We start from the raw sequence: 22,388 nt of genomic DNA, 5'->3' as shown, positions 1-22,388 counted from the left end.
CCTTGGTCGAGTAATGTGCGACCGTCGGTGACGGCAGGTGCGAGAGGGGCAGGACCACAAGGTGTCCGCAGAGCGATCGAAAGCGCGGCCGGCAGCTATCCGGTTGGCCGTCCTCGGCGTCGCCGGTGCGCTGCTCTTGCTGCTCTCCGGCTGCGACGTCGGCAAGCACGTCGACGGTTTCGGCTGGCCGCAGAACGGCATCACCGAGCAGTCCAAGCGGATGTACGACCTCTGGATCGGCTCCACCATCGCCGCCCTGATCGTCGGCATCTTCGTCTGGGGCCTGATCTTCTGGTGCGTCATCCGCTATCGCAAGCGGGGCGACAAGCTGCCGGTGCAGACCCGGTTCAACATGCCGATGGAGTTCCTCTACACCATCGCGCCGATCCTCGTCGTCTCCGTCCTCTTCTACTACACGGCGATCGTGCAGACCGACGTCGACCGGCGGTCGGCCAACCCCGACGTGACCGTCGAGGTCGAGGCGTTCAAGTGGAACTGGCAGTTCAACTACCAGTCCGGCCCCACCGAGGGTGACCGGGTCGGGCAGACCGTCACCTCGACGCTGGGCACCACCGACGTCATCCCGGTGCTGGTGCTGCCGACCGGCCGCACGATCCGCTTCGAGGAGACGAGCCGCGACGTCATCCACTCGTTCTGGGTGCCGGAGCTGCTGTTCAAGCGCGACGTCTTCCCCGGCAACATCCGCAACGTCTTCGAGGTCACCATCGACCAGGAGGGCGCCTACGTCGGCCGGTGCGCCGAGCTGTGCGGCACCTACCACTCGATGATGAACTTCGAGCTGCGGGCCGTCTCCGGTGACCAGTACGACCAGTTCCTCGCCGCGAAGCAGGCCGGGCAGAGCACCCAGGCTGCGCTGCAGTCGATCGGCCAGGACCCGTTCGCGTCCACCACGTCGCCGTTCCCGACCCGACGCACGCAGCAGAACTTCAACCCGACCGGCGCGGGCGCCGGCGCGGGAAGCTGAGAGGCCGGCCATGCGCACCGAGTGGAAACTGTTCAGCGTCATCTCCGCCTTCCTCTTCGTCGCCACGTTCGTCTACGCGTTCTGGACCAATGGGCAGCTCACCGGCATCGACTGGGTCGGCACGGTCGCGCTGGCCCTGAGCTTCCTGCTCACGTCGATGTGCGGCGGCTTCTTCTGGTTCGTCAGCCGGCGCATCGAGCCGCGCCCGGAGGACCGCGCCGACGGTGAGATCGCCGACGGCGCGGGCGAGATCGGCTTCTTCAGCCCGGGCAGCTACTGGCCGTTCGGCATCGCGCTGGCCGCCTCGATCGCGGGCCTCGGCCTGGTCTTCTGGCAGGTCTGGCTGCTGATCATCGGCCTGGTCGCGGTGGTCCTGACCGCCTGCGGCCTGCTCTTCGAGTACTACACCGGCACCCGTCGCACCGCCGAGCACTGAGCATCACGCGAGAAGGCCGGCCCCGATGGGGCCGGCCTTTTCCCGTTCGCCGCCTCGCGGCGGCCCGCGCTGCGCGCGTTAGGAACGGCCCGTTGTTATGCGGAAAGCGTTAGGAACGGACCGTTCCTTGCTACAGGCCCGCGGCCTTGGCCTGCTGGGCCACCGCCACCCAGCGGTCCAGGAGGGCCGCCGCGGCCCCTGAGTCGACCGCTGCGGCCGCGTGCTCCAGCGCCCTGGTCAGCGAGGCCGGCAGGTCGTCGGCGCCGCCGGCGTGGGCCACCAGGGCCGCCGCCGCGTTGACCAGGGTGGCGTCGCGGACCGGGCCCGGCTCGCCGGCCAGGACCCGGCGGGCGGCGTCGGCGTTGAACGTCGCGTCGCCGCCGCGCAGGTCGCCCGGCTGCGAGCGGGGGAGACCCAGGTCGACGGTGTCGAGGCGGGTCTCGCTCACGGTGCCGCCGGCGGCCATCCAGACGCGGGTCGGCGCGGCGGTGCTGATCTCGTCGAGGCCGTCCTCGCCGCGGACCACGAGCACCGAGTCGCCGCGGCCGGCGAACACCGCGGCCATCACCGGGGCCATCCGCTCGTCGAAGCAGCCGACCAGGCCCGACCGCGGCCGGGCCGGGTTGCACATCGGGCCGAGGAAGTTGAACGCGGTGGGCACGCCGATCTCGCGCCGGGTCGGGCCGGCGTGCCGCATGCCCGGGTGGAACCGGGCCGCGAAGCAGAAGCCGATGCCGGCCTCGGTGACCGTGCGGGCCACCCCGGCCGGTCCGAGCTCCAGCGGGATGCCGAAGTGCTCCAGCAGGTCGGCGGTGCCGCACAGCGACGACGCGGCGCGGTTGCCGTGCTTGACCACCCGGACGCCGGCGGCCGCCACCACGATCGCGGCCATCGTCGAGATGTTGACGGTGTGCGCCCGGTCGCCGCCGGTGCCGACCACGTCGACGGCGTCGGCCCGGATCTCCTCGGGCAGGTCGACCGCGACCGCCGCGCCGAGCATCGCCTCGACGAGACCGGCCAGCTCGGCCGGCGTCTCACCCTTGGCCCGCAGCGCCATCATGAACGCGGCGATCTGGGCCGGCGTGGCCGAGCCCGCCATGATCTCGCCCATCGCCCAGGCGGTGTCGGGGGTCGCTAGCTCCTCGTCGCGCAGCAGCGCGGTGAGCAGGTTGGGCCAGGTCCGATCGCCCATGCCGGGCCTCCCAGTGGCGGGCAGAGGTGAGTGGGGTGTGGCGCCGGTCAGGCGGTGGTGACGGGCCCGCCGGTCGCGTAGGAGCGGAGCATCGCCGCGACGGTGCGGCCGGTCTCGATCGGGTCGAGCGGGTACATCAGCGTGCCCTCGACCTGGGCGTAGGCGGCGAGCCAGCGATCGGCGGCCCGGGCCAGCACCACGCAGACCGGCGGCGAGGCGTTGGGGCGGTCGTCCTTGATCTGCCGGGCCAGGCCCAGCCCGCCGGCCGGGGTCGCCTCACCGTCGAGCAGCATCAGGTCGATCTCGTAGTCGTCGACCAGGCGCACGCAGGCGTCGTAGTCGTCGGCCTCGACGAACTCGACCTGCAGGTCGGCGGCCGGCCGGGTGCCCACGGCCAGGCGCATCCGGTCGCGCACCTTCGGGTCGTCGCTGTAGAGCAGGACGGTGTACGTGCGGTCGATCATCGAAAGGCTCCCACGTCGTTAGTCGCGCGCGGCCGATCGTACCGTCGCGTCGTTTTGATCTTGAGCCCGCTCCCGGGCCTCCTGCCGGTCGAGCTCCCGGTCGATCCGCCGGGCCTCCCGCTCGGAGGCGCGGATCCACTGCACCACCAGCACCGCGATCATCGTCACACTGACGAACTCGCCGCCGGCCCAGAGGATGCCGCCGGCCGTCTTCTGGTCGTCGAAGGGGTTGGCCCAGGAGAGGTGCAGCGACGGGTACCAGTCGCCGCCGAGCAGCGTGCTGCTCTGCATGATGGTCAGCCCCAGCACGGTGTGGAACGGCACGGAGAGCAGCATGAGCAGGGCGCGCGCCGGGTAGGGCCAGCGGCCGGGCAGCGGGTCGAGGCCGAGCAGCGGCCAGAAGAACAGGCAGCCGACCGCGATGAAGTGGGCGTGGGTGAGCTCGTGCAGCCACTCGTGGCGCAGCGTCTGCTCGTAGAGCCCGGTGAAGTAGAGGGCGAACGGCGTCGCCACGAACAGGCCGAAGGCGACGAGCGGGAAGGTGAACACCCGCGCGACCCGGCTGTGCACGACGGCGAGCAGGCGGCGGCGGGGCGCGCCGTGCAGGGTGCGCAGGGCCAGCGTCATCGGCGCGCCGAGGGCCAGGAAGATCGGGGCGACCATGGAGAGCACCATGTGCTGCACCATGTGGACGGAGAGCAACGTCGTGTCGTACGCGTGGAGGCCACTGACCGTGACCGAAGCGATACCGCCGAGGCCCGGGACCAGGAAGAACACGGTGCGGGCGACGGGCCAGCGGTCACCGCGCAGCCGCAGCCGGTGCACGCCGTAGAGGTAGAGGCCGGCCGCGACGACGAGCAGCACCGTGAGCCAGCTGTCGAGCCGGATCTCGGTGAAGACCGACGCGGCGCCGAACGGCGGAGGCGTCGTTTCCGCCAGGGTTTCTGCCAGGACCACGAGGCCAGGCTAGACCTGGTCGGCTTGGTGGCATTTGCCGGGCCGCGACGCGCCGGGCGCACCCCGACGATCGTCTGGCGTGGTCGAGCGCAATAATGACCGCGTGACTGCGGCCCCAGCGATCGACAAGAGCCGGATCCATTCCCTGACGAGACCGAACATGGTCAGCGTCGGGACCATCGTCTGGCTCTCCAGTGAACTGATGTTCTTCGCGGCGTTGTTCGCGATGTACTTCTCGATCCGGGCGGCGGCGCCCGAGCTGTGGGCGGAGCACACCCAGCATCTCAACCTGCCGTACGCGACGACGTTCACCGTGATCCTGGTGCTGTCGTCGATCACCTGCCAGATGGGCGTGTTCGCGGCCGAGCGCGGTGACGTGTTCAAGCTGCGGCAGTGGTTCACGCTGACGTTCTTCATGGGCCTGACGTTCCTGATCGGCCAGCTCTACGAATACCGGACGCTGGTCGGCGAGGGCATCAAGATCAACGCAGACGGCTACGGCTCGATGTTCTACCTGACCACCGGCTTCCACGGCCTGCACGTGGCCGGCGGTCTGCTCGCCTTCATCATCTACATGATCCGGACGACGATGGGGCGCTTCACCCCGGCGCAGGCGACGTCGGCGATCGTGGTGTCCTACTACTGGCACTTCGTCGACGTCGTGTGGATCGGACTCTTCCTCATGATCTACGGTCTCCAGTGATCATGAACGTCACGTTTTCGACCCCCGCACCGTCCAAGGGACAAGGTCGCACACCCGTGAAGGACAAAGGCTGATGACATCTCCGCACCGGTCCGGCGGTCTGCTCGCCCGGATGCGCAGGCGGCGTGCCGTGCCGCGGAGCAAGGCCCGACGTCGGATCGCCTCGGCGACCCGGCTGCTCGCCGCGCTCGTGCTCGCCGGCGGCCTCTACACGGCGTTCGCGCCGGCGATCTCCGCCGAGGACGCGCCGCTGTCGCCGGCCGCCATGGAGGGCAAGGAGCTGTTCGACAACAGCTGCATCACCTGCCATGGCTCCGGCGGCGAGGGCATCCAGGGCCGCGGCCCGAGCCTGGTCGGCGTCGGCGCGGCCTCGGTCGAGTTCCAGGTCGGCACCGGCCGCATGCCGCTCGGCTCGCAGAGCGCCCAGGCGATCGAGAAGCCGCCGGTCTTCAACGAGGAGCAGACCCGCCAGATCGCGCAGTACGTCCAGGAGCTGGGCGGCGGCCCGGACCTTCCGGAGGGCACCGACCTGCGCTCCGGCGGTGACGTCGCGGTGGGTGGCGAGATCTTCCGGCTCAACTGCTCGCAGTGCCACGCCTTCGGCGGTGGCGGCGGCGCGCTGTCCTCGGGCAAGTTCGCGCCCCGGCTCTCCGACACGACCGACCGCGTCATCTGGGCCGCGATGCTCTCCGGCCCGCAGAACATGCCGGTCTTCGGCGACAACCAGCTCACGCCGGACGAGAAGCGTGACGTGATCGCCTACATCCAGGACACGCTGAAGGAGAACGACCCCGGCGGCTTCAACCTGGGCCGGCTCGGCCCGACGACCGAGGGCCTGGCGGTCTTCGTGGTCGGCATGACGGCGCTGATCTTCACGGCACTGTGGATTGCGGGGAAGTCATGACACTCCAGACGGGGTCCAACGGCAACGGCCACCACGCGGCCGTGCCCGAGGAGATCGACTACGACGACCCGCGTACGACCCGCTTCGAGAAGGTCAAGGCCGCCGCCCGCCAGGACGGCGTCGACATCGTGCACTACGAGCCGCAGTTCCCGGAGCGCGGTTCCAAGCTCGAGAAGCGGATGACCCGCACGGTCTCCTGGATGTTCCTGCTGTCCGGCCTGTTCGCGACGGCCTTCGTCGTCTTCTACATCGTGTGGCCGTGGCGGTGGAACCCCGGCGACACGCTGGAGACGTTCTACACGCCGATCCTCGGCGTGACGCTCGGCCTGTGCCTGCTGTTCCTCGCGTTCGCGATCCTCACCTGGGGCAAGAAGCTGCTGCCCAAGGAGGTGTCGATCCAGGACCGGCACGACGGCGGCGCGCCGGAGGGCGACCGCCGGGCGGTCGGCCAGACGCTGGCCTACATGGTCGAAGAGCTCGGGGTGAAGCGGCGGCCGCTGCTGGGCCTCGCCGCCGCGGCCGGCGCCGCGCCGCTGGCCGTGCTGGCCGCGGCGCCGCTGATCGGTGGCCTGATCAAGAACCCGCACGCCAACAACCAGATGTTCACGACCGGCTGGGCCCCGATCAAGGAGCCCGACGGCAGCACCCGGTTGGTCCGGCTGACCCGCGACGACGGCACGCCGATCCGCCCGGCCGACGTGAGCGCCGGCGGCCAGATGACGGTCTTCCCAGGCATCCCCGAGGGCGCGACCAACGTCCACGCCGACTCGCCGACGCTGCTGATCCACCTGCGGCCGGAAGACGCCGACGTGGCCCGGGCCAACAACGAGCAGGGCCTCCGGCAGGACACCTTCAACCGCAGCGACTTCATGTACGGCGACTACATCGCGTACTCGAAGATCTGCACGCACGCGGGTTGCCCGGCCAGCCTCTACGAGCAGCAGACCAACCGGCTGCTCTGCCCGTGCCACCAGTCGCAGTTCCTCATCACCGACAACGCGAAGCCCATCTTCGGCCCGGCGAGCCGCAGCCTTCCGCAGCTTCCGCTCGACGTCGACGAAGAGGGATACTTCGTGGCACGGTCGGATTTCCCGGCCACCGTCGGCCCTGACTTCTGGGAGCGGCCGTGAAGCGCCGAAAGATTGACGTGCGGACCCTGCCGGCCAAGGCCGGCAACGAGGTCGAGGACCGGCTCGGCGTAGCCACCCCGCTGCGCAGCATCATCAACAAGGTCTTCCCCGACCACTGGTCGTTCCTGCTGGGCGAGATCGCGCTCTTCTCGTTCATCGTCCTGCTGCTGACCGGCACGTTCCTGACCCTCTTCTTCGAGCCATCGCTGAAGGAGGTCACCTACGACGGCAGCTACGCGCCGCTGCGTGGCGTGCACATGTCGGCGGCCTACGCGTCCTCGCTGGACCTGTCGTTCGACGTCCGTGGCGGTCTGGTCATGCGCCAGATGCACCACTGGTCGGCGCTGGTCTTCATGGCCGCGATCGTCGTGCACATGCTGCGCATCTTCTTCACCGGTGCGTTCCGCAAGCCGCGCGAGGTCAACTGGATCATCGGCTCGCTGCTGTTCTGGGTCGGCTTCCTCGCCGGCTTCACCGGCTACTCGCTCCCGGACGACGCGCTGTCGGGCACGGGCCTGCGGATCGCCTCGGCGATCATGCTGTCCATCCCCGTGATCGGCACGTGGGTCACCTCGTCGATCTTCAACGGCGAGTTCCCGGGCGACATCATCATCAGCCGGTTCTTCATCGCCCACGTGCTGCTGATCCCGGCCCTGCTGGTCGCGCTGATCAGCGTCCACCTGGCGCTGGTGTTCAAGCAGAAGCACACCCAGTGGCCCGGCCCCGGCCGGACCAACACCAACGTGGTGGGCGAGCGGTTCTTCCCGCGCTACACGATCAAGCAGGCCGGCTTCTTCATGGCCGTGGCCGGCGTGATCGCGGTGCTCGCGGGCGTCCTGCAGATCAACCCGATCTGGCTGTTCGGCCCCTACGAGGCCGGGGTCGTCTCGGCGGCGTCCCAGCCCGACTGGTACGTCATGTTCCTCGACGGCTCGACCCGGTTGATGCCCGCCTGGCAGATCAACATCGGCATACCGATAGCCGGCGGCCACGGCTACGTCATCCCGCCGATCTTCTGGCCGACGGTGGTGCTGCCCGGCATCCTCGTGGGGTTGTCGCTGTTCTATCCGTTCCTCGAGGCGCGGATCAACCGCGACAACAAGATCCACAACCTGCTGGACCGTCCGCGCGACGTGCCGCAGCGCACCGCGATCGGCTCCATGGCGGTCATGTTCTTCCTGGTGCTGGTCCTCTCCGGCGGCAACGACGTCATCGCCGACAAGTTCAACATCAGCCTGAACGCGATGACCTGGGCCGGCCGGATCGGCCTTCTGGTCCTGCCGCCGCTGGCCTACTGGGTGGCCTACCGGATCTGCCTGGGCCTGCAGCAGCACGACCGCGAGGTGCTGGCCCACGGCGTCGAGACCGGCATCATCCGCCGGGCCCCCGACGGCCGGTTCTACGAGGTGCACCAGCCACTGGGCCACGACCACGAGGAGCTGGAGTACGCCGGCTGGGTCGTCCCGAAGAAGATGAACCGCCTCGGCGCCCTCGGCCCCGCGATCAAGGGCTTCTTCCGGCCGATCGAACGACCCGCGGAAGCGCCGGTTTCCCCCGGCCACCCGCCGGTCGAAGCGCCGCCGGAACGCCGCGAGATCGAGTCCAAGCACTGAGTCGCTCCTGTCGAAAGGCGAGGATCCCAGCGGGGATCCTCGCCTTTCGCGCGTGTGCGACACGCCGACCCACTTCCCACGGTGCGGCGTGCCCGCGTGGCAGCGTGACCCATGAGCGGTGATGACGGCCGCTCGCGTTCCGGGTTCCGCTCTTCGAAAGGAGACGCCATGCGTGGCGAAGAGGAACTCACCTGCGCCGTATGCAACACCGAAATGCCGTTCGCGCCACCCCCGTGCGACGACCACGGCGGCGAGTGCCCAGAGCTGGTCTGCGACGGGTGTGGGGCGGCGCTGGTCATCGCGCCGGTCACGGTCTGGCTGCGCTCGAGCCGCAAGGGCCGCGTAGCCCCCGAACAGCGCCGCGCCGCCTAGCCGGCCCGGCCACATCCCCCCGGCGCGCGGCGTCGCCGCGGGCGGGCGCGCGGCTGCGTCGGCGTCACGCGCAGTGCTCCTTCCCCAGCACACGCGGTCAGTGCCGTTTCGGCGGCGGCGTGCGCTGCCTTCCGCGTGAGGAGGTGCAGGGCACTGCCGTTTCCGCGACGGCGTGCGCTGCCTTCCGCGCGAGTGGGCGTGGGTGGTGCCGTTTTCCGTGGTGGCGTGCGCTGCCTTCCGCGTGAGTGGGTGCGGGGGGTGGTGCCGTTTCCGTGGCGGCGTGCGCTGCCATCCCCGTGACCCGGCGCGGGCGGTGCGTTTCCGTGGACGCGCGCGTTGCCTTCCGCGCGAGTGGGCGCGGGCTGTGCGTTTCTGCGGCGGCGTGCGCCGCCTTTGTCGTGACTAGGCACGGGCGCCGTGTTTCCGCGCGGGTTCGCCTGCTCCGCGCGCAGGCCCGGCGCGGTGCGTTTCCGCGGTGGCGTGCGCCGCCTTTGTCAGTGACCTGCGGGCGCTGTGGTTCTGCGGGGGCCTGCTCCGCAGCGTAGGCGCGCGGCGTTTCCGCGGCGGCGCGCAGGGTTGCTTGCTGCACGAGTCGGTGCGGTCACGGCGCCTCAGTGACGGCACCCGCTGCCTACCCCTCGAGCATGCGCGGCGGCCTCGGCCTTTCCCGGGCAGATTGCGGACGGAAGGGCTGGCCGAGCCGGAGCGCGCGGCTCCGCGACCCGCCGAGCATCCACTTAGGTCGCGGTCGCGGCGGCGGACCGGACGAGCGCACCACCCCGACTCTCGCCGTCCTCGATGCCGCGGCCATCCAGCCGGTGGCGTGCCCGTAAAGGTAGCTTCCTCCGCCTCTCGCGGGGCTAAGGGCGCGGTGGAAGGCTTGCGTGCCAGTCTTGGACCAGGGTCGTGACCGGCTCGGGGGAGCGGGCCCACGCGAAGTGGGCCGGCCGGCCTTCGGCCACGATCCGGGCGATGCGTTCGCGGCGGACCGGTGACCGGCGGAGCTTGGCGACCGTGTGGTCGACCGCTTCGTGGGGCGTGTAAGCGTCCTCGTCGATGCTGATCGCCAGTACCGGCGTGGTCAGCTCGCCGACGGCCGCTTCGGTGTCGACGCCGTTGATCGGCGGGAAGGCGCCCGTGCGGCCCGAGCGCGCCCAGTCCCGGATCACACCGCGGGCCTGGCGGCCGCCGAACGTCCAGCCGGGCCATACCCGCAGGGCCGCGGCGGTGGCGCCGATCGACTGCATGTAGGCGCCGACGATCAGGCCGTGCCGCGGGTACGACCGCCAGTAGGGGACGGCCGCCGCGACCAGGGCGATGCCGTCGACCGGCGCGTCCGGGGTGGTGGCCACGTGCATCAGGCCCGCCTGACCGCCCAGCGAATGGCCGACCAGCACGGTGCGGCGGTCGGCGTAGTCGGCCTTCAGCGAGTCCAGCACCGCGCCGACGTCGTCGGCGAGGTCGGCATAGCCGTACGCCGAGGATCGGTTGGGTGCGGGGGTGCTGTCGCCCGTGCCGCGCAGGTCGGCGACGACCACGGCGAACCCGGCGGCCACCAGCGACGCGGCCAGCGGGCGGTAGAAGCGGCCCGCGACGCCCATCGCCGGCAGCACGACGGCGACCGGAGCGCCCGGTGACGCCGCGGGGTAGTGCCGGACGGCGAGGCGGTCGGTGCCCCGGTCGACGAGCCGTGGCTCAGTCGGACTCACGGAGACCGATCGCGAACGCCTCTTCGAGGTCGTGGTGCGAGTAGGCCCGGAAGGCGATGTGCGTGTCCGTGTTGATCACGCCGTCGACCTTGGAGATGCCGCCCGCGATGACGTCGGCGATCTGGTCGAACTCGCGGACCCGGACGATCGCGATCAGGTCGACGCCCCCGGCGACGGAGTAGACCTCGCTGACCCCGTCGAGATCGGCCAGCTTCTCGGCCACCTCGGGGATCGAGTCGGCGGCGCAGTCGATCAGGACGATCGCGGTGATCACCGATGGGCTCCTCTCGTCGTGTCTGGACGAATGCTAGCGGCCCGCCACCGTCAGCTGCCCGCCCGCCCGGATCACGTGGTCGAGCCGCTCGCCCGCCGCCACCTCGGCGCCGGGCCAGACGACGCTGTCGGTGACGTCGCCGGCCACGACCGCGCCGGCCCCGACCACGGAGCGCACGCACCGCCCGGTCACGGCGCCGGCGACAAGGTTGCCACCGCCGGCCGCGTGCAGGTTGGCCGCGAGGTAGTCGCGCGGCGTACCCGTGTCGATGAACGTCCCCTCGAAGGGGATGACCTCGAGCTCGCCGGCCGCCTCAGCGGGCCGCCAGACGGTGCGCACCAGCTCGGCCGGCGCCGCGGTCAGGTCGCGCACCCGCCGCCACGGCAGCAGCGAGAAGCCGGCGAACCGGTGCCCGCTGAACAGCCCCGGCTGACTCGTGTCGCGGACCGGCTGGCCGAGCAGCCGCACGGTCTCGCCGTCCCAGCCGTCGAGCAGCGCGCCGGGGTCACCGTCGGCGAGATAGGCGTCGGCGTTGCTGACCAGGACGCCCCGCCCGCCGACCCACTCGCGCAGGTTGCCGAGCCCGCCGGAGGTGCCCAGGGGGTGGTCCGGCTCGACCGAGAGTTGGGCCCGGTCGCCGGTGTGCGCGACCACCTGCTCACCGAGATAGGACGCGTTGACCGCGACGTCGGCGGGCCCGGCGAGCCCGAACCCGGCGACCCGGGCCAGGGCGAGATCGAGAAGGGGTACGTTGCCGACCGGGCAGAGCGCCTTGGGAAGCAGCTCGGTCAGCGGTCGCAGGCGTTGCCCCTCGCCGGCCGCCAGCACGACCGCGCAGAGGTCACCCATCGCGGGTGGGCGTCTCTTCGGGCGCGCTGGGCCGCTCCATGCTGGTCGGGTCGTCCGGGGCGACCAGCGGCCCGATGCCGTAGTAGGCGAGCAGCCGCGCGGTCGCCACCGTCAGCCTCGGCAGGTCGTCGAGGGGATGGAAGGCCGCCTCGTAGACCTCGGCGCCGTCCACTTCGAGCACGGTGGTGGACGCCGGCACCGACAGCTCGAAAACCATGTCGACCCAACCCTTGGCGTGTACGACGGCGTTCGGCACGGCCGGCGTCAGCTCCCGCGGGTCCACAGTGATGCCCGACTCCTCGGCCAGCTCGCGCGCCGCGCCGACGATCGGGGCCTCGCCGCGCCGCAGCAGCCCGGCCGGCAATCCCCACCCGCGCCCGGGCGGCTGGCGCAGCAGCAGCAACCGCCCCGGCGCCGGCGCCTCGGAGTCACGGACGAGCGTCACCCCGCCCACAATGTATTTGGGCACGAAGCTGCGCACGATCCGCCTGCGCACGGGATGCGGAAGCCGGTAGAACACTCCGTAGACGAAGGCACGCATCACGCGGCGGCGGGGACTCACAGAGCAAGGCTAAAGGCACCGACCACACCGACCGGCCCCGGTCACCGCTATTCGCGGCGGTCGACGAGGGCGACCAGGCGGTCGACCACCGACTCCGGGGTGATCGCGCGGTCGAAGACGGCGACCAGGAGCGTCTCCAGGTCGGGGTAGCCCATCTCGTCGGCCAGCTGACGCAACGGCAGGTCGCTGGCCAGGCCGCGGTCGTGGCGGCGCAGGGCCAGGCCGATCGTGGCGCGGCCCAGGCGGACCTTGTCGGGGATGCTGATGCCCGGCTCGTCGTGGTCGGCGAACCAGCGGTTGATCTGCATCTGGGCCTGGGGCGACTTGACGAAGCCCAGCCACTCCTTGCGGGGGCCGGCCGGGACGGCGGCGCTCTCGGTCGAGTCGGCCTCGGTGAAGATCTCGACGACGTCGCCCTCGCTGAGCTCGGACGACAGGGGAGCGAGGCGGCCGTTGATGGTGGCGGCCAGGCAGTGGTCGCCGCGTTCGGTGGCCAGCTCGTAGGCCAGGTCGACCGGGGTCGAGCCGGACGGCAGGACGATCTGGCGGCCCTCGGCGAAGACCTGGATCTGCGACTCGGCGAGGTCGCAGCGCAGCGACTCGAGGAACTGCGCGGCGTCGGAGGTGGCCTGCTCCCAGTCGAGTACGCGGCGCAGCCAGGCGAGCTGCTCGACGCGGGACTCGGCCATGGCGGCCGGGGTCTTGGGATAGCGGAAGTGCGCGGCGATGCCGTATTCGGCCAGCTGGTGCATCGCCTCGGTGCGGATCAGCACCTCGACCGAGCGGTCGTCGGGGCCGATCACCGTGGTGTGCAGCGAGCGGTAGAGGTTGTTCTTCGGTGACGCGATGAAGTCCTTGAACCGGCCCGGGACCGGCCGCCAACAGCCGTGGATCGCGCCGAGCGCGGCGTAGCAGTCGGTGTCGGCGCCGTCGACCACCACCGCGATGCGGGGCAGGTCGTGCGGCACCGCGTAGCCGGCCTCGACCGTGTCCTTCCAGATCGAGTAGTAGTGCCGCGGGCGGGCCGAGACCAGCGCGGTCACGCGGTGGCGGCGCAGCGCCTGCTTGGCCCGCAGGGCCACCTCGGTCACGTATTCGTCCCAGCCGGTGCGGGCCTGCACGTGCTCGTCGACCGTGGCGTAGCCGTCGGGCTCGAGGTGGTAGAGCACCGCGTCGTCGAGCTCCCGCTTGAGCAGCTGGATGCCGAGCCGGTCGCAGAGCGGCACCAGCACGTCGAGGGTGGCCTTGGCGATCCGGGCCCGCGAGGAGGGGGAGCGGGCGTCGAGCGTGCGCATGTTGTGCAGCCGGTCGGCCAGCTTGATGATCAGGACGCGGACGTCCTTGCCGGCCGCGACCAGCATCTTGCGGATCGTCTCGGCCTCGGCCGCCTTGCCGTAGAACGCCTTGTCGAACTTGGTCACGCCGTCGACGAGGTGGGCCACCTCGGGCCCGAAGTCGCCGTGCAGGGCCTGCAGCGTGTAGCGGGTGTCCTCGACCGTGTCGTGCAGCAGCGCGGCCACCAGCGTGGTCGTGTCCATGCCGAGCTCGGCCAGGATCTGCGCGACGGCCAGCGGGTGGGTGATGAACGGCTCGCCGCTCTTGCGGAACTGGCCGCGGTGCATGCTCTCGGCGATCCCGTAGGCCCGGCGGAGCACGTTGGCGTCGCCGGCGTGCACCTCGCGGTGGGTCCGGACGAGCCGCGTGACCGGGTCGTCGTCGGACCCGGGCCAGGACAGGAACGTCCGTAGCCGGCGGGAGATGGGCAGGTCGCTCGGCTGAACGGGCACCACACGACCCAGCGCGGCGCCGTGACCGGCGTCGACATCCACGCCCGCACACCTCCTGACGAGGCCGGCACCCGCGACCGTGCCTGCGCCCGGGAAATCGGGCGAGACAGTCACGAGTGCATTTCTCTACCAGACTAAGTCACGCACCGTAGTCCAAATGGTCAGTTGCTTCTGGGCGAACGGGTGAGTCTTGCGGTTAACCAAGGGCTTCCGCCTTTCGGAGCAACTCGCGGTAGCGGGCCGCTCCACGGACGGGCGACGCCCAGCCGGTGGACGCCTCCACCAACCGGGTGTCGGGCTTCTCCAACCACGACAGGATCCGCTCGGTCTCCTCGGCGGTCGCGCTCGGCACCGGCCCGTGCCCGGGCAGCACGGTCTCGGCGGTCGCGCGGAGCACCTCGATCGTCGCGCGTGGATGGACCCTGGGTGGCGAGTTGCCGGCGGCGACCAGCCGGCCCTGTCGGACGATCGCCAGCTCCCACCCGCCGTCGCCGCCCCGGCGGGCCGCGACCAGCTCGGCGATCGTGGTCAGCCCGAACAGCCGCTGCATCCGCACGGCGGCCCGCAGGACGGCGGCCAGCCGCCCGCGCACCACGGCCGCGTCCTCGTAGCGCTGCGCGTCGGAGAGCACCGCGATGCGGGCCAGCAGCGACTCGACCACCCGCCGGGGATCGCCGGTGGTCGCCGCCCGGAACGGCGCCGCCGCGCTCTCCTCGTAGGCCTCCCGACTGATCCTGTGCTCGCACGGCGCCGCGCACTTGCCCAGCTCGGCCAGGGCGCAGGCGGGCGTCTTGGTCTTCGCCGACAGGCGCAGCGTGCACTGCCGCAGCGGGATCGCGTCGTGCACCGCGGCGGCGGCCAGGTCGGCGGCCCGCCGCGAGGTGAACGGCCCGAGGTAGGCGGTGTCGTCGGCGGCCAGCGCCCGGACCACGGACAGCCGCGGGTAGACCTCGTCGGTGAGCTTGAGCCAGACCACCCGCTCGGGGAACTTCGAGCGCCGGTTGTAGGGCGGGGCGTGCGCCGCGATCAGCCGCAGCTCGCGGATCTCGGCCTCCAGCCCGTGGGCGCACTCGACCGCCTCGACCTTTTCCGCGGCGGCCAGCATCTCGGACATCCGGGCCCGCTTCTCGGCCGCCGTGAAGTAGCTGCGCACCCGCGTGGCGATGTCGACCGAGGTGCCCACGTAGAGCGGGCGGCCGTCGCCGGCGCGGAAGATGTAGACCCCCGGCGCGTGCGGGAGCCCCTCGGCCAGGTGCCGTTTGCGCCGCTGGGTCGGGGTGACCGCCTTGGCGAACTCGATCGCGTCGGCCACCGTGGTCACGTTGTGGCTGCCCAGCCGGCCGATCATGGCGTGCAGCACGTCGACCGTGGCCTTGGCGTCGTCGAGCGCCCGGTGGGTGGGCTGGTTGGGCGTGCGGAAGTGGGCGGCCAGCGTGCCGAGCTTGCGGTTGGGCACCTCGTCGCGGATCAGCACCCGGCGGGCCAGGGCGGCGGTGTCGAGGACCCGCGGGTTGGGCCACGCGTAGCCGAACTTGGCACACGCCGCCTTGAGGAAGCCGACGTCGTAGGGCGCGTTGTGGGCGACCAGCACGGCGCCCTTGACGAACTCGAGGAACGGCGGCAGCACCTCCTCGATCGGTGGGGCCGGCAGCACCATGGCCTGCGTGATGCCGGTCAGCACGGTGATGAACGGCGGGATCGGCTGGCCCGGGTTGACCAGGGTGGCCAGCACCCCTAGCTCCTCGCCGCCGCGGACCTTGACCGCCCCGATCTCGGTGATCCCGCCACCGTCGGGCGCGCCGCCGGTGGTCTCCAGGTCGACCACGACGAAGGTCGCGTCGCGCAGGTCGGTCGCGTCGCCGGCGGCCAGGAGGCCGTCGAGCGTGCCCTGGACGAAGAGCTGATCCACCACGGCAGGGACGTTAGAACACGGGTACGACACTTCCGTCGCACCTGCCCCAGGCGTTTCGCGTACCCGCGTAAAAAGATCCACTACATCGACGGGCGCTCGGGTGGCCGACGGTGGGAGACTTGCTCCATGTCCGAGCCCGAACCGCGCGACGGCCGCCTTCCCGAGGAAGCGGTCACGCCGTCGTCCGCCGGTCCGGAGCCGGAGGTCGAACCCCTCCTTCCCGAGCCCGTACGCCAGCGCGTGGTGGCCCTGGCCGCGTCCGCGCTGCCCGGCCTGCCCTTCGACGAGCAGCCCGTACCCCTGCGCCGGGTCGCGAAGTTCGCCCCCAACCGCCGCGCCCGCCTCGGCGGCCCCGCCATCGCCGCCCAGCTCGCCGGCGACTCGCTGTTCCGCCAGCGGATCTCCGCCCGGGTGATCGCCGAGGTCGGCGACCTGGGCGCCGCGGTGGTCGACGGCATCTGCCCCGCCGCCGCCGACCCGGTCGAGGTGGCCGCGCTGGCTTACCTGGCCCGGCCGGTCGGGTGGCGTGAGCTGGTCGAGGCGGCCGGCGAGGCCGTCCGGGCCGAGGCTGACAGCGCCGCCATCGCCGGCCTCGTCCGCGACGCCGAGCAGCGCGTCGCGCGGGCCGAGCACGATCGCGCGGTGGCCCGCAGCGAGGCCGACAAGCTCCGCGACGAGCTGGCCCGGGTCAGCGCCGAGCTCGGCCAGCTCCGCGAGGAGCTCCGGGTGCAGGGGCGGCAGCTGCGTGAGGTGCAGGCCCGCGAGCGCAAGGCGACCGAGATGCTGGCCACCGAGAAGGGTCGGGCCACCCGGGCCGCGGCCGATCATGACGCCGAGCTGCGACGGGTGCGGGCCCGGCTGGCCGAGGCGGAGACGGCGGCCGGCAGTGCCCGGCAGAGTGCCAAGGAGGCCCGCTCCGTCGACGACGCGCGGCTCTGGCTGCTGCTGGAGACGATCGGACAGGCCGCCGTGGGGTTGCGCCGCGAGCTGGCCCTGGAGCCCACCGACCGCCGCCCGGCCGACTATGTCGCCGAGGCGCACGGTGACCAGCCCGGCGCCGCCTCCACCGCGCGCGCCCTCGACAACGACGACCCGGCTCGCCTCGACCAGCTGCTCGCCCTGCCCCGCGCCCATCTGGTGGTCGACGGCTACAACGTCACCAAACGGGGGTACGGCGACATGTCCCTCGAACAGCAGCGCAAGCGGCTGATCACCGGGCTGGGCGGGATCGCGGCGCAGACCGGCGACGAGGTGACCGTGGTCTTCGACGGCGCCGAGCGGGTGCACGGGCTGCCGCCGGCGCCCCGCGGGGTCCGGGTGCTGTTCTCGCGCAAGGGCGAGACCGCCGACGAGCTGATCCGCCGCCTGGTGCGCGCCGAGCCGAGCGGCCGGCCGGTGGTCGTGGTCAGTTCAGACCGTGAGGTCGCCGACGGTGTACGCCGCCACGGCGCCTACCCACTTGGCGCAGATGCCCTGGTCAGGCGGCTGTCGCGGAGTTGAGCCCCGATTTTTGTCAGACCCGCTCGCTAGCGTTCTCATCACGGACGGTGTCTTCCTGATGAGGAGCCTGTGATGCTCATCGACTGCTCCAGCTGCGCGGTGCGCGGCGCGGCGTGCAAGGGGTGCGTGGTCACCGCGCTGCTCGACGCGCCCGCCGAGATCCAAGAGCTCGACGCCGACGAGCTACGCGCGATCGAGGTGTTCGCCCGGGCCGGGTTCGACGTCGAGGTGGTGAGCCAGCAGCCGGCGGCGCTGCGGATGGTCCGCCCCAGGTCGCGCTCCGGCTTCCGGGTGGCGTGACGCTTAAGATGATCCGGATCCGGCGGGAGGTGACCGATGACGCCACGGATGTGGGCGGTGGTCGCCTTCGGCGTGCTCGCGGTCGCGCTCGCGGTCACGGTGGTCGTCCTGGTGCCCTGGCACCGGGCGCCCGCGCCCCGGGCCGACCAGGTCGCGGCGCTCCGCTCGCTGCCGGCTGACCAGGTCACCGCCGGCAAGGCGTTCCACTCCGCCCTGCGTCCCGCCGGCTACGGCAGCCTGCTGGTCGGGCTCGCGGTCGCGCTGGTGCTCGGCCTGACCCCACTCGGCGCGCGGTTGATCGAGGCGGTGGGTCGCCCGTTCGGGGGCAACTGGGTGGCCCAGGCCATCCTCGGCGGCATCGTGATCGTCCTCGTCGCCGACCTGCTGACCCTGCCGTTCGCGGCCTGGCGGCACACGGTGGTCAGCCGCTACGGCCTGTCCACCCAGGGCTGGGGCGGCTGGACGGTCGACCTGCTCAAGGGCTACGCGGTGTCCGCCGTCATCGGTGTCGTCGCGCTGCTGGGCTTCTACGCCATCACCCACTTCGCGCCCCGCTGGTGGTGGGCGTGGGGCGCGGCCGGCGCGGCCGCCCTGGTGGTACTGCTCTCGTTCGTGCTGCCCGTGCTGGTCGAGCCGGTGTTCAACCGCTTCACGCCGATGGCCGACGGCCCGCTGCGCACCGAGCTGACGCAGCTGGCCCGCACCGACGGCGTCCCCGTCCGCGACGTGCTCGTGGCCGACGCGTCCCGCCGCACCCGGCAGGTCAACGCCTACGTGTCCGGCCTCGGCCCGACCCGCCGCATCGTCGTCTACGACACGCTGCTGCGCGAGGCCCCGCCGGCCGAGGTGGTCAGCGTGGTCGCGCACGAGCTCGGCCACGCCAAGGACCGCGACGTCCTCACCGGCACCCTGGTCGGCGCGCTGGGCGCCGCGCTCGCCGTCGTCGCCCTGTTCCTGCTCGGCGGCTGGACGGGGCTGCTCCGCACGGCCGGCGTCACCTCGATCGCCGAGCCCCGGGCGTTCGCGCTGCTGGTCGCCGTGGTCACCGTGGTCGGACTGGTCTCGACGCCGGCCCAGGCCCTGGTCTCCCGCCGCACCGAGGCCCGCGCCGACGCGCACGCGCTGGCGCTGACCAACGACCCGGTCACGTTCGAGGCGATGCAGCGCCGGCTGTCGTCGGTCAACCTCGGCGACCCCGACCCGCCGCGCTGGGAATACCTCTTCGGCGCGTCCCATCCGTCCACCGTGGAGCGCATGGCCGCGGCCCGCGCCTATGCCCGCGGCGAAAGGCCCTGATCCGTGAGCCGCACCCTGCTCGTCACCAACGACTTCCCGCCCCGGCCGGGCGGCATCCAGAAGTTCGTGCACCAGTTGGCGGTGCGCCAGCCGGCCGGCTCGGTGGTGGTCTACGCGTCGACGTGGAAGGGCGCCGACAAGTTCGACGCCGACCAGCCGTTCGAGGTGGTCCGCGAGTCGACCGGGGTGCTGCTGCCGACGCCGCGGGTCGCCCGCCGCGCCGCCGAGCTGGCCCGGTCCCACGACTGCGACACGGTCTGGTTCGGCGCCGCCGCCCCGCTCGGCCTGCTCGGCGAGGGCCTGCGCCGGCGGGCCGGCGTCGCCCGGGTCGTGGCGCTCACCCACGGCCACGAGATCGGCTGGGCGGCCCTGCCCGGCGCCCGCGCGCTGCTGCGCCGCATCGCCCGCGGCGCCGACGTGGTCACCTACCTGACCGACTACCAGCGCACCCGGCTGGAGCGCGCCCTCCATGGCCTCACCGACCTGCGCCGGCTGGCCCCCGGCGTCGACGTCGACCTGTTCCACCCGGGCGTCGACGGCAGCGCGATCCGCGCGCGGCACGGCCTAGGCGACCGCCCGGTCGTCGTCTGCGTCTCGCGGCTGGTCACCCGCAAGGGCCAGGACGCGCTGGTCCGGGCCATGCCGGCGATCCGCGCCGCGGTCCCCGACGCCGCGCTGCTCCTGGTCGGCGGCGGCCCCAACCACGACCGCCTCCGCCGCCTGGCGGTCTCGCTGGGTGTGTCGGACGACGTGGTCATCACCCGCGGAGTGCCGTGGGAGGAGCTACCGGCCCACTACGCGGCCGGCGACGTCTTCGCGATGCCGTGCCGCACCCGCAACCGCGGCCTCGACGTCGAGGGCCTGGGCATCGTCTACCTCGAGGCCTCGGCCACCGGCCTCCCGGTCGTCGCGGGCGACTCGGGCGGCGCCCCGGACGCGGTCCGCGAGGGCGAGACAGGCTACGTCGTCGACGGCCGCGACGTCACCCAGATCGCCGACCGCCTCACCACCCTGCTGGCCGACCCGGACCTGGCCCAACGCATGGGCCAAGCAGGCCGAGCCTGGGTCGAACGCGACTGGCGCTGGCAAACCCAAGCCACCCGCATGCGCGCCCTGCTCACGCCCTGACCCGAACGAACCATTGGATGCCCGCGCTCCGGCCCGGCGCGAGCCTGTCCACACCGGAAATACCGCTCCGCGAGCCGGAGAGCATTACCCTCGCCGGTCTTCGAGTGCCTCGTCGCCACCGTGGCCGAACCGCCGAGCGAGGTGGCCCGGGCGCAGACCGCCAGCCCGGAACTGACCGCCAAGCGGTGTGCCGACCTCGCCGCGATCGGTGCTCGACGAAGGCCCGGTTCCATCCTTTAACGCGCTCCCACCAAGGACTTCGGGCCGCTTCGCCGTCGTCCGAGGGCGCGCTGAAGCCCCTCAACCACGTGCCACACATCGCGGCGCGGCCCGACACGGATGCCGGGCGGCCGGGCGTCGGCGCTGCCAACGTGCTTTCGCACGTGCCGACATGCGAAAGCATGTGCGGCAATCGGAGGTGGTCGGGCTGGCGGTGCCGGTCGTGGTCGGAATGCCTGGAGATGGTTCGGCGTGTGCCTACCTGCCCAAGGGCGGGTTCGCTCAGGCAGGTCGACGGCTTGGCGAATCGCGTGGCGGCCGCTCCCAAACGGCGGCAGCGTCCTCGGACGTGCAGGTGTTGCGGCGGCACCGGTGTCCAAGGTGAAAGGCGAGGCCGTCGTCGTCACAGGAGGTCGGAGTCGGGGCGCTTGCGCGCCACCAGGACCGCGTGGGGGGTCGGTTCCTCCGGTTCCGGCTGGCGGACCACGCGGACGCGGACGTCGAACCCGGCCTCCGCGAGGAGGGTGGCGACCTGCTCCGGCTGCCGGCGGTGGAAGACCAGGTCGATCTCGTGGCCGTCGAACTCCGTCCGGTGCCGCGGCTCGTCGCCCACCTGGAACGCGACCCACACATGACCCCCGACACGCAGCGCCCGGTGGAAGCCGGCCAGAACCTCCGGGAGCGTCTCGTCCGGGATGTGGATCAGGGAGTAGTTGGCCAGCAGGCCGGCAAGACTGCCGGGCGCCACGGACAGCGAGAGCATCGAGCCCTCGGTGAAGACCACCCCCGGGTTCTCCGCGCGGGCGATGGCCAGGAACGACGGGGAGAGGTCGACGCCCGCGACGGCGACGCCGAGGGAACGCAGCAGGCCCGTCGTGCGGCCCGGACCGCAGCCGACGTCAAGCACCGGGCCCTCGCCGACCAGTTCCGCGAAGTAGCCGAGCAGCGCCCGGTGCAGCGGGCGTTCGGCGAGCTCCGTGGTGAACCGGGCGGCGTAGGCCGCCGCGATCGTGTCGTAGGAGCTTCGGGTGCGGGAGACGAACGCGGGCTCGGTCACGGTCACGGACCCTACGCGGCGCGGAGCCGGGCCGGCGTGGCACCGTTGAGCGCGTGCAGCAGCAGACGTTGCGGGACCTCGGCGTCGATCCCGGAAGCCGCGTCACGCTTCTGCAGTTCTCGTCGGCCTTCTGCGCGCCCTGCCGCGCCACCCGGCGGGTGCTGGCCGGTGTCGCGGCCATGGTGGACGGCGTCGAACACCTCGAGGTCGACGCCGAGAGTCATCTCGACGCCGTGCGGGCGCTCGACGTCACGGGCACGCCGACCACGCTGATCGTCGCCGGCGGCGAGGTCGTGCAGCGCGCCGGCGGCGTGCCGACCAGGGCCCAGGTGCTCGCCGCCGTCGCGAAGACGCTGGAATCCGCCTAGAACTTGGGGGCGTCGGGGGCTTCGAGTAGACCCAGCCGCAGGGCCGTCATCAGGGCCTGGGCCCGGTTGGCGGCGCCCAGCTTCTCGTAGAGCTTCGAGATGTGGGTCTTGGCCGTCGACTCGCTGACGAAGAGCTGCTTGGCGATCCCGGCGACCGACATGCCGTCGGCCAGCAGGCGGAGCACCTGGCCCTCGCGGGGCGAGAGCTGCGGGCCGGAGGGGGCGAGCCGGCGCTTCATCGCCTCGGCCAGGTCGGCGGCCGTGAACGCGGACGGGGACGACGCCGCGTGGCGGGCGGCGGCCACGACCTCGTCGGCCGGGGCGGTCTTCGGGACGAACGCGCTCGCGCCCGCCTCGAGGGCGCCGAAGAGCTGGTCGTCGCCCGCGTACATGGTCAGCACCACGATGCCCATCGTCGCGCTCGACTTGCGCAGGGCGCGGGTGGCCTCGAGGCCGCTGCCGTCGGGGAGCCGCAGGTCCATGATCACGACGTCGGGCTGGAGGGCGCCCGCCTGGCGCACTCCCTCGGCTGCGGTGGCGGCCTCGCCCACGACCTCGAACTGGCGGTCGCGCTCGAACGCGTGCCGCAGGCCCTTACGGATCAGGTCGTGATCGTCGACCAGGAGGACCTTGGTGCGCGTGGTCGGCGATGGGCTGGTCGTCATGCTCGG

At 72.1% G+C, this 22,388-nt stretch carries 23 protein-coding genes; 12 read left to right on the top strand and 11 right to left on the bottom strand.

Annotated elements, in window-relative coordinates:
• The first annotated feature begins 61 nt into the window (after positions 1-61).
• On the top strand, positions 62-985 hold the full coding sequence (coxB, locus tag O7635_RS35500) for a cytochrome c oxidase subunit II (protein ID WP_278084861.1): 924 nt from the start codon (positions 62-64) through the stop codon (positions 983-985).
• 10 nt (positions 986-995) lie between these two features.
• Positions 996-1,421, top strand: a complete 426-nt coding sequence (locus O7635_RS35495) for a cytochrome c oxidase subunit 4 (RefSeq protein WP_278084860.1) — start codon at positions 996-998, stop codon at positions 1,419-1,421.
• A gap of 130 nt (positions 1,422-1,551) precedes the next feature.
• Here the strand turns inward: O7635_RS35495 and trpD are convergent, their stop codons facing one another.
• From trpD to O7635_RS35480, 3 genes are read right to left on the bottom strand one after another with little or no spacing between them, the layout of a single operon-like run.
• A complete protein-coding gene (gene trpD / locus O7635_RS35490) occupies positions 1,552-2,613 on the bottom strand; it encodes an anthranilate phosphoribosyltransferase (protein WP_278084859.1) in 1,062 nt (353 codons plus the stop codon).
• A 47-nt stretch (positions 2,614-2,660) separates the two neighbouring features.
• On the bottom strand, positions 2,661-3,077 hold the full coding sequence (locus tag O7635_RS35485; RefSeq protein ID WP_278084858.1) for a hypothetical protein: 417 nt from the start codon (positions 3,075-3,077) through the stop codon (positions 2,661-2,663).
• 18 nt (positions 3,078-3,095) lie between these two features.
• A complete protein-coding gene (locus tag O7635_RS35480) occupies positions 3,096-4,028 on the bottom strand; it encodes a cytochrome c oxidase assembly protein (protein ID WP_278085658.1) in 933 nt (310 codons plus the stop codon).
• A gap of 109 nt (positions 4,029-4,137) precedes the next feature.
• Here O7635_RS35480 and O7635_RS35475 point away from each other — a divergent pair, with 109 nt between their 5' ends.
• The 5 genes from O7635_RS35475 to O7635_RS35455 all read left to right on the top strand — a co-directional run bounded on the left by O7635_RS35475 (position 4,138) and on the right by O7635_RS35455 (position 8,756).
• Positions 4,138-4,737: a heme-copper oxidase subunit III gene (locus O7635_RS35475; RefSeq protein WP_278084857.1), complete on the top strand. Its 600-nt coding sequence runs from the start codon at positions 4,138-4,140 to the stop codon at positions 4,735-4,737.
• A 73-nt stretch (positions 4,738-4,810) separates the two neighbouring features.
• Positions 4,811-5,641: a c-type cytochrome gene (locus O7635_RS35470; RefSeq protein WP_278084856.1), complete on the top strand. Its 831-nt coding sequence runs from the start codon at positions 4,811-4,813 to the stop codon at positions 5,639-5,641.
• Positions 5,638-6,771, top strand: coding sequence for a Rieske 2Fe-2S domain-containing protein (locus O7635_RS35465; protein WP_278084855.1), 1,134 nt, complete (start codon positions 5,638-5,640; stop codon positions 6,769-6,771). Before O7635_RS35470 ends, O7635_RS35465 begins: the two co-directional genes overlap by 4 nt.
• On the top strand, positions 6,768-8,384 hold the full coding sequence (locus O7635_RS35460) for a ubiquinol-cytochrome c reductase cytochrome b subunit (protein WP_278084854.1): 1,617 nt from the start codon (positions 6,768-6,770) through the stop codon (positions 8,382-8,384). The genes O7635_RS35465 and O7635_RS35460 overlap by 4 nt, the downstream gene beginning before the upstream one ends.
• A gap of 168 nt (positions 8,385-8,552) precedes the next feature.
• On the top strand, positions 8,553-8,756 hold the full coding sequence (locus tag O7635_RS35455; protein WP_278084853.1) for a hypothetical protein: 204 nt from the start codon (positions 8,553-8,555) through the stop codon (positions 8,754-8,756).
• 860 nt (positions 8,757-9,616) lie between these two features.
• Here O7635_RS35455 and O7635_RS35450 read toward each other — a convergent pair.
• The 6 genes from O7635_RS35450 to O7635_RS35425 all read right to left on the bottom strand — a co-directional run bounded on the left by O7635_RS35450 (position 9,617) and on the right by O7635_RS35425 (position 15,849).
• A complete protein-coding gene (locus O7635_RS35450) occupies positions 9,617-10,465 on the bottom strand; it encodes an alpha/beta fold hydrolase (protein ID WP_278084852.1) in 849 nt (282 codons plus the stop codon).
• On the bottom strand, positions 10,452-10,739 hold the full coding sequence (locus tag O7635_RS35445) for an Lrp/AsnC ligand binding domain-containing protein (protein ID WP_278084851.1): 288 nt from the start codon (positions 10,737-10,739) through the stop codon (positions 10,452-10,454). Before O7635_RS35445 ends, O7635_RS35450 begins: the two co-directional genes overlap by 14 nt.
• Before the next feature lie 33 nt (positions 10,740-10,772).
• Positions 10,773-11,588, bottom strand: a complete 816-nt coding sequence (locus O7635_RS35440; RefSeq protein WP_278084850.1) for a sugar phosphate nucleotidyltransferase — start codon at positions 11,586-11,588, stop codon at positions 10,773-10,775.
• Positions 11,581-12,150: an NUDIX domain-containing protein gene (locus tag O7635_RS35435; RefSeq protein WP_278084849.1), complete on the bottom strand. Its 570-nt coding sequence runs from the start codon at positions 12,148-12,150 to the stop codon at positions 11,581-11,583. Before O7635_RS35435 ends, O7635_RS35440 begins: the two co-directional genes overlap by 8 nt.
• A 47-nt stretch (positions 12,151-12,197) precedes the next feature.
• On the bottom strand, positions 12,198-13,979 hold the full coding sequence (locus O7635_RS35430; protein ID WP_278084848.1) for a RelA/SpoT family protein: 1,782 nt from the start codon (positions 13,977-13,979) through the stop codon (positions 12,198-12,200).
• Between the two features lie 154 nt (positions 13,980-14,133).
• Positions 14,134-15,849: a DEDD exonuclease domain-containing protein gene (locus tag O7635_RS35425; RefSeq protein WP_347405324.1), complete on the bottom strand. Its 1,716-nt coding sequence runs from the start codon at positions 15,847-15,849 to the stop codon at positions 14,134-14,136.
• 126 nt (positions 15,850-15,975) lie between these two features.
• Here O7635_RS35425 and O7635_RS35420 point away from each other — a divergent pair, with 126 nt between their 5' ends.
• From O7635_RS35420 to O7635_RS35405, 4 genes are all read left to right on the top strand, one after another.
• Positions 15,976-17,349, top strand: a complete 1,374-nt coding sequence (locus O7635_RS35420) for an NYN domain-containing protein (RefSeq protein ID WP_278084847.1) — start codon at positions 15,976-15,978, stop codon at positions 17,347-17,349.
• A gap of 72 nt (positions 17,350-17,421) precedes the next feature.
• Positions 17,422-17,649: a hypothetical protein gene (locus O7635_RS35415; RefSeq protein ID WP_278084846.1), complete on the top strand. Its 228-nt coding sequence runs from the start codon at positions 17,422-17,424 to the stop codon at positions 17,647-17,649.
• 36 nt (positions 17,650-17,685) lie between these two features.
• Complete coding sequence (locus O7635_RS35410; protein ID WP_278084845.1) at positions 17,686-18,945, top strand: M48 family metallopeptidase; 1,260 nt, start codon at positions 17,686-17,688, stop codon at positions 18,943-18,945.
• A 3-nt stretch (positions 18,946-18,948) separates the two neighbouring features.
• Positions 18,949-20,073 carry a glycosyltransferase family 4 protein gene (locus tag O7635_RS35405; RefSeq protein WP_278084844.1) on the top strand — a complete coding sequence of 375 codons (1,125 nt, stop codon included), beginning with the start codon at positions 18,949-18,951 and terminating at the stop codon, positions 20,071-20,073.
• A gap of 622 nt (positions 20,074-20,695) precedes the next feature.
• On the opposite strand, the gene O7635_RS35400 is transcribed toward O7635_RS35405, so the two are convergent.
• A complete protein-coding gene (locus O7635_RS35400) occupies positions 20,696-21,349 on the bottom strand; it encodes a class I SAM-dependent methyltransferase (RefSeq protein ID WP_278084843.1) in 654 nt (217 codons plus the stop codon).
• A 53-nt stretch (positions 21,350-21,402) separates the two neighbouring features.
• Here O7635_RS35400 and O7635_RS35395 point away from each other — a divergent pair, with 53 nt between their 5' ends.
• A complete protein-coding gene (locus tag O7635_RS35395) occupies positions 21,403-21,717 on the top strand; it encodes a thioredoxin family protein (RefSeq protein ID WP_278084842.1) in 315 nt (104 codons plus the stop codon).
• Here O7635_RS35395 and O7635_RS35390 read toward each other — a convergent pair.
• Positions 21,714-22,382: a response regulator transcription factor gene (locus tag O7635_RS35390; RefSeq protein ID WP_203711293.1), complete on the bottom strand. Its 669-nt coding sequence runs from the start codon at positions 22,380-22,382 to the stop codon at positions 21,714-21,716. The two genes, O7635_RS35395 and O7635_RS35390, sit on opposite strands and share 4 nt — an antisense overlap.
• Between the last annotated feature and the right edge of the window lie 6 nt (positions 22,383-22,388).

The sequence above is a fragment of the Asanoa sp. WMMD1127 genome, from assembly GCF_029626225.1.
Taxonomy (GTDB): Bacteria; Actinomycetota; Actinomycetes; order Mycobacteriales; family Micromonosporaceae; genus Asanoa.
This window is presented reverse-complemented; position numbering and strand designations above follow the sequence as displayed.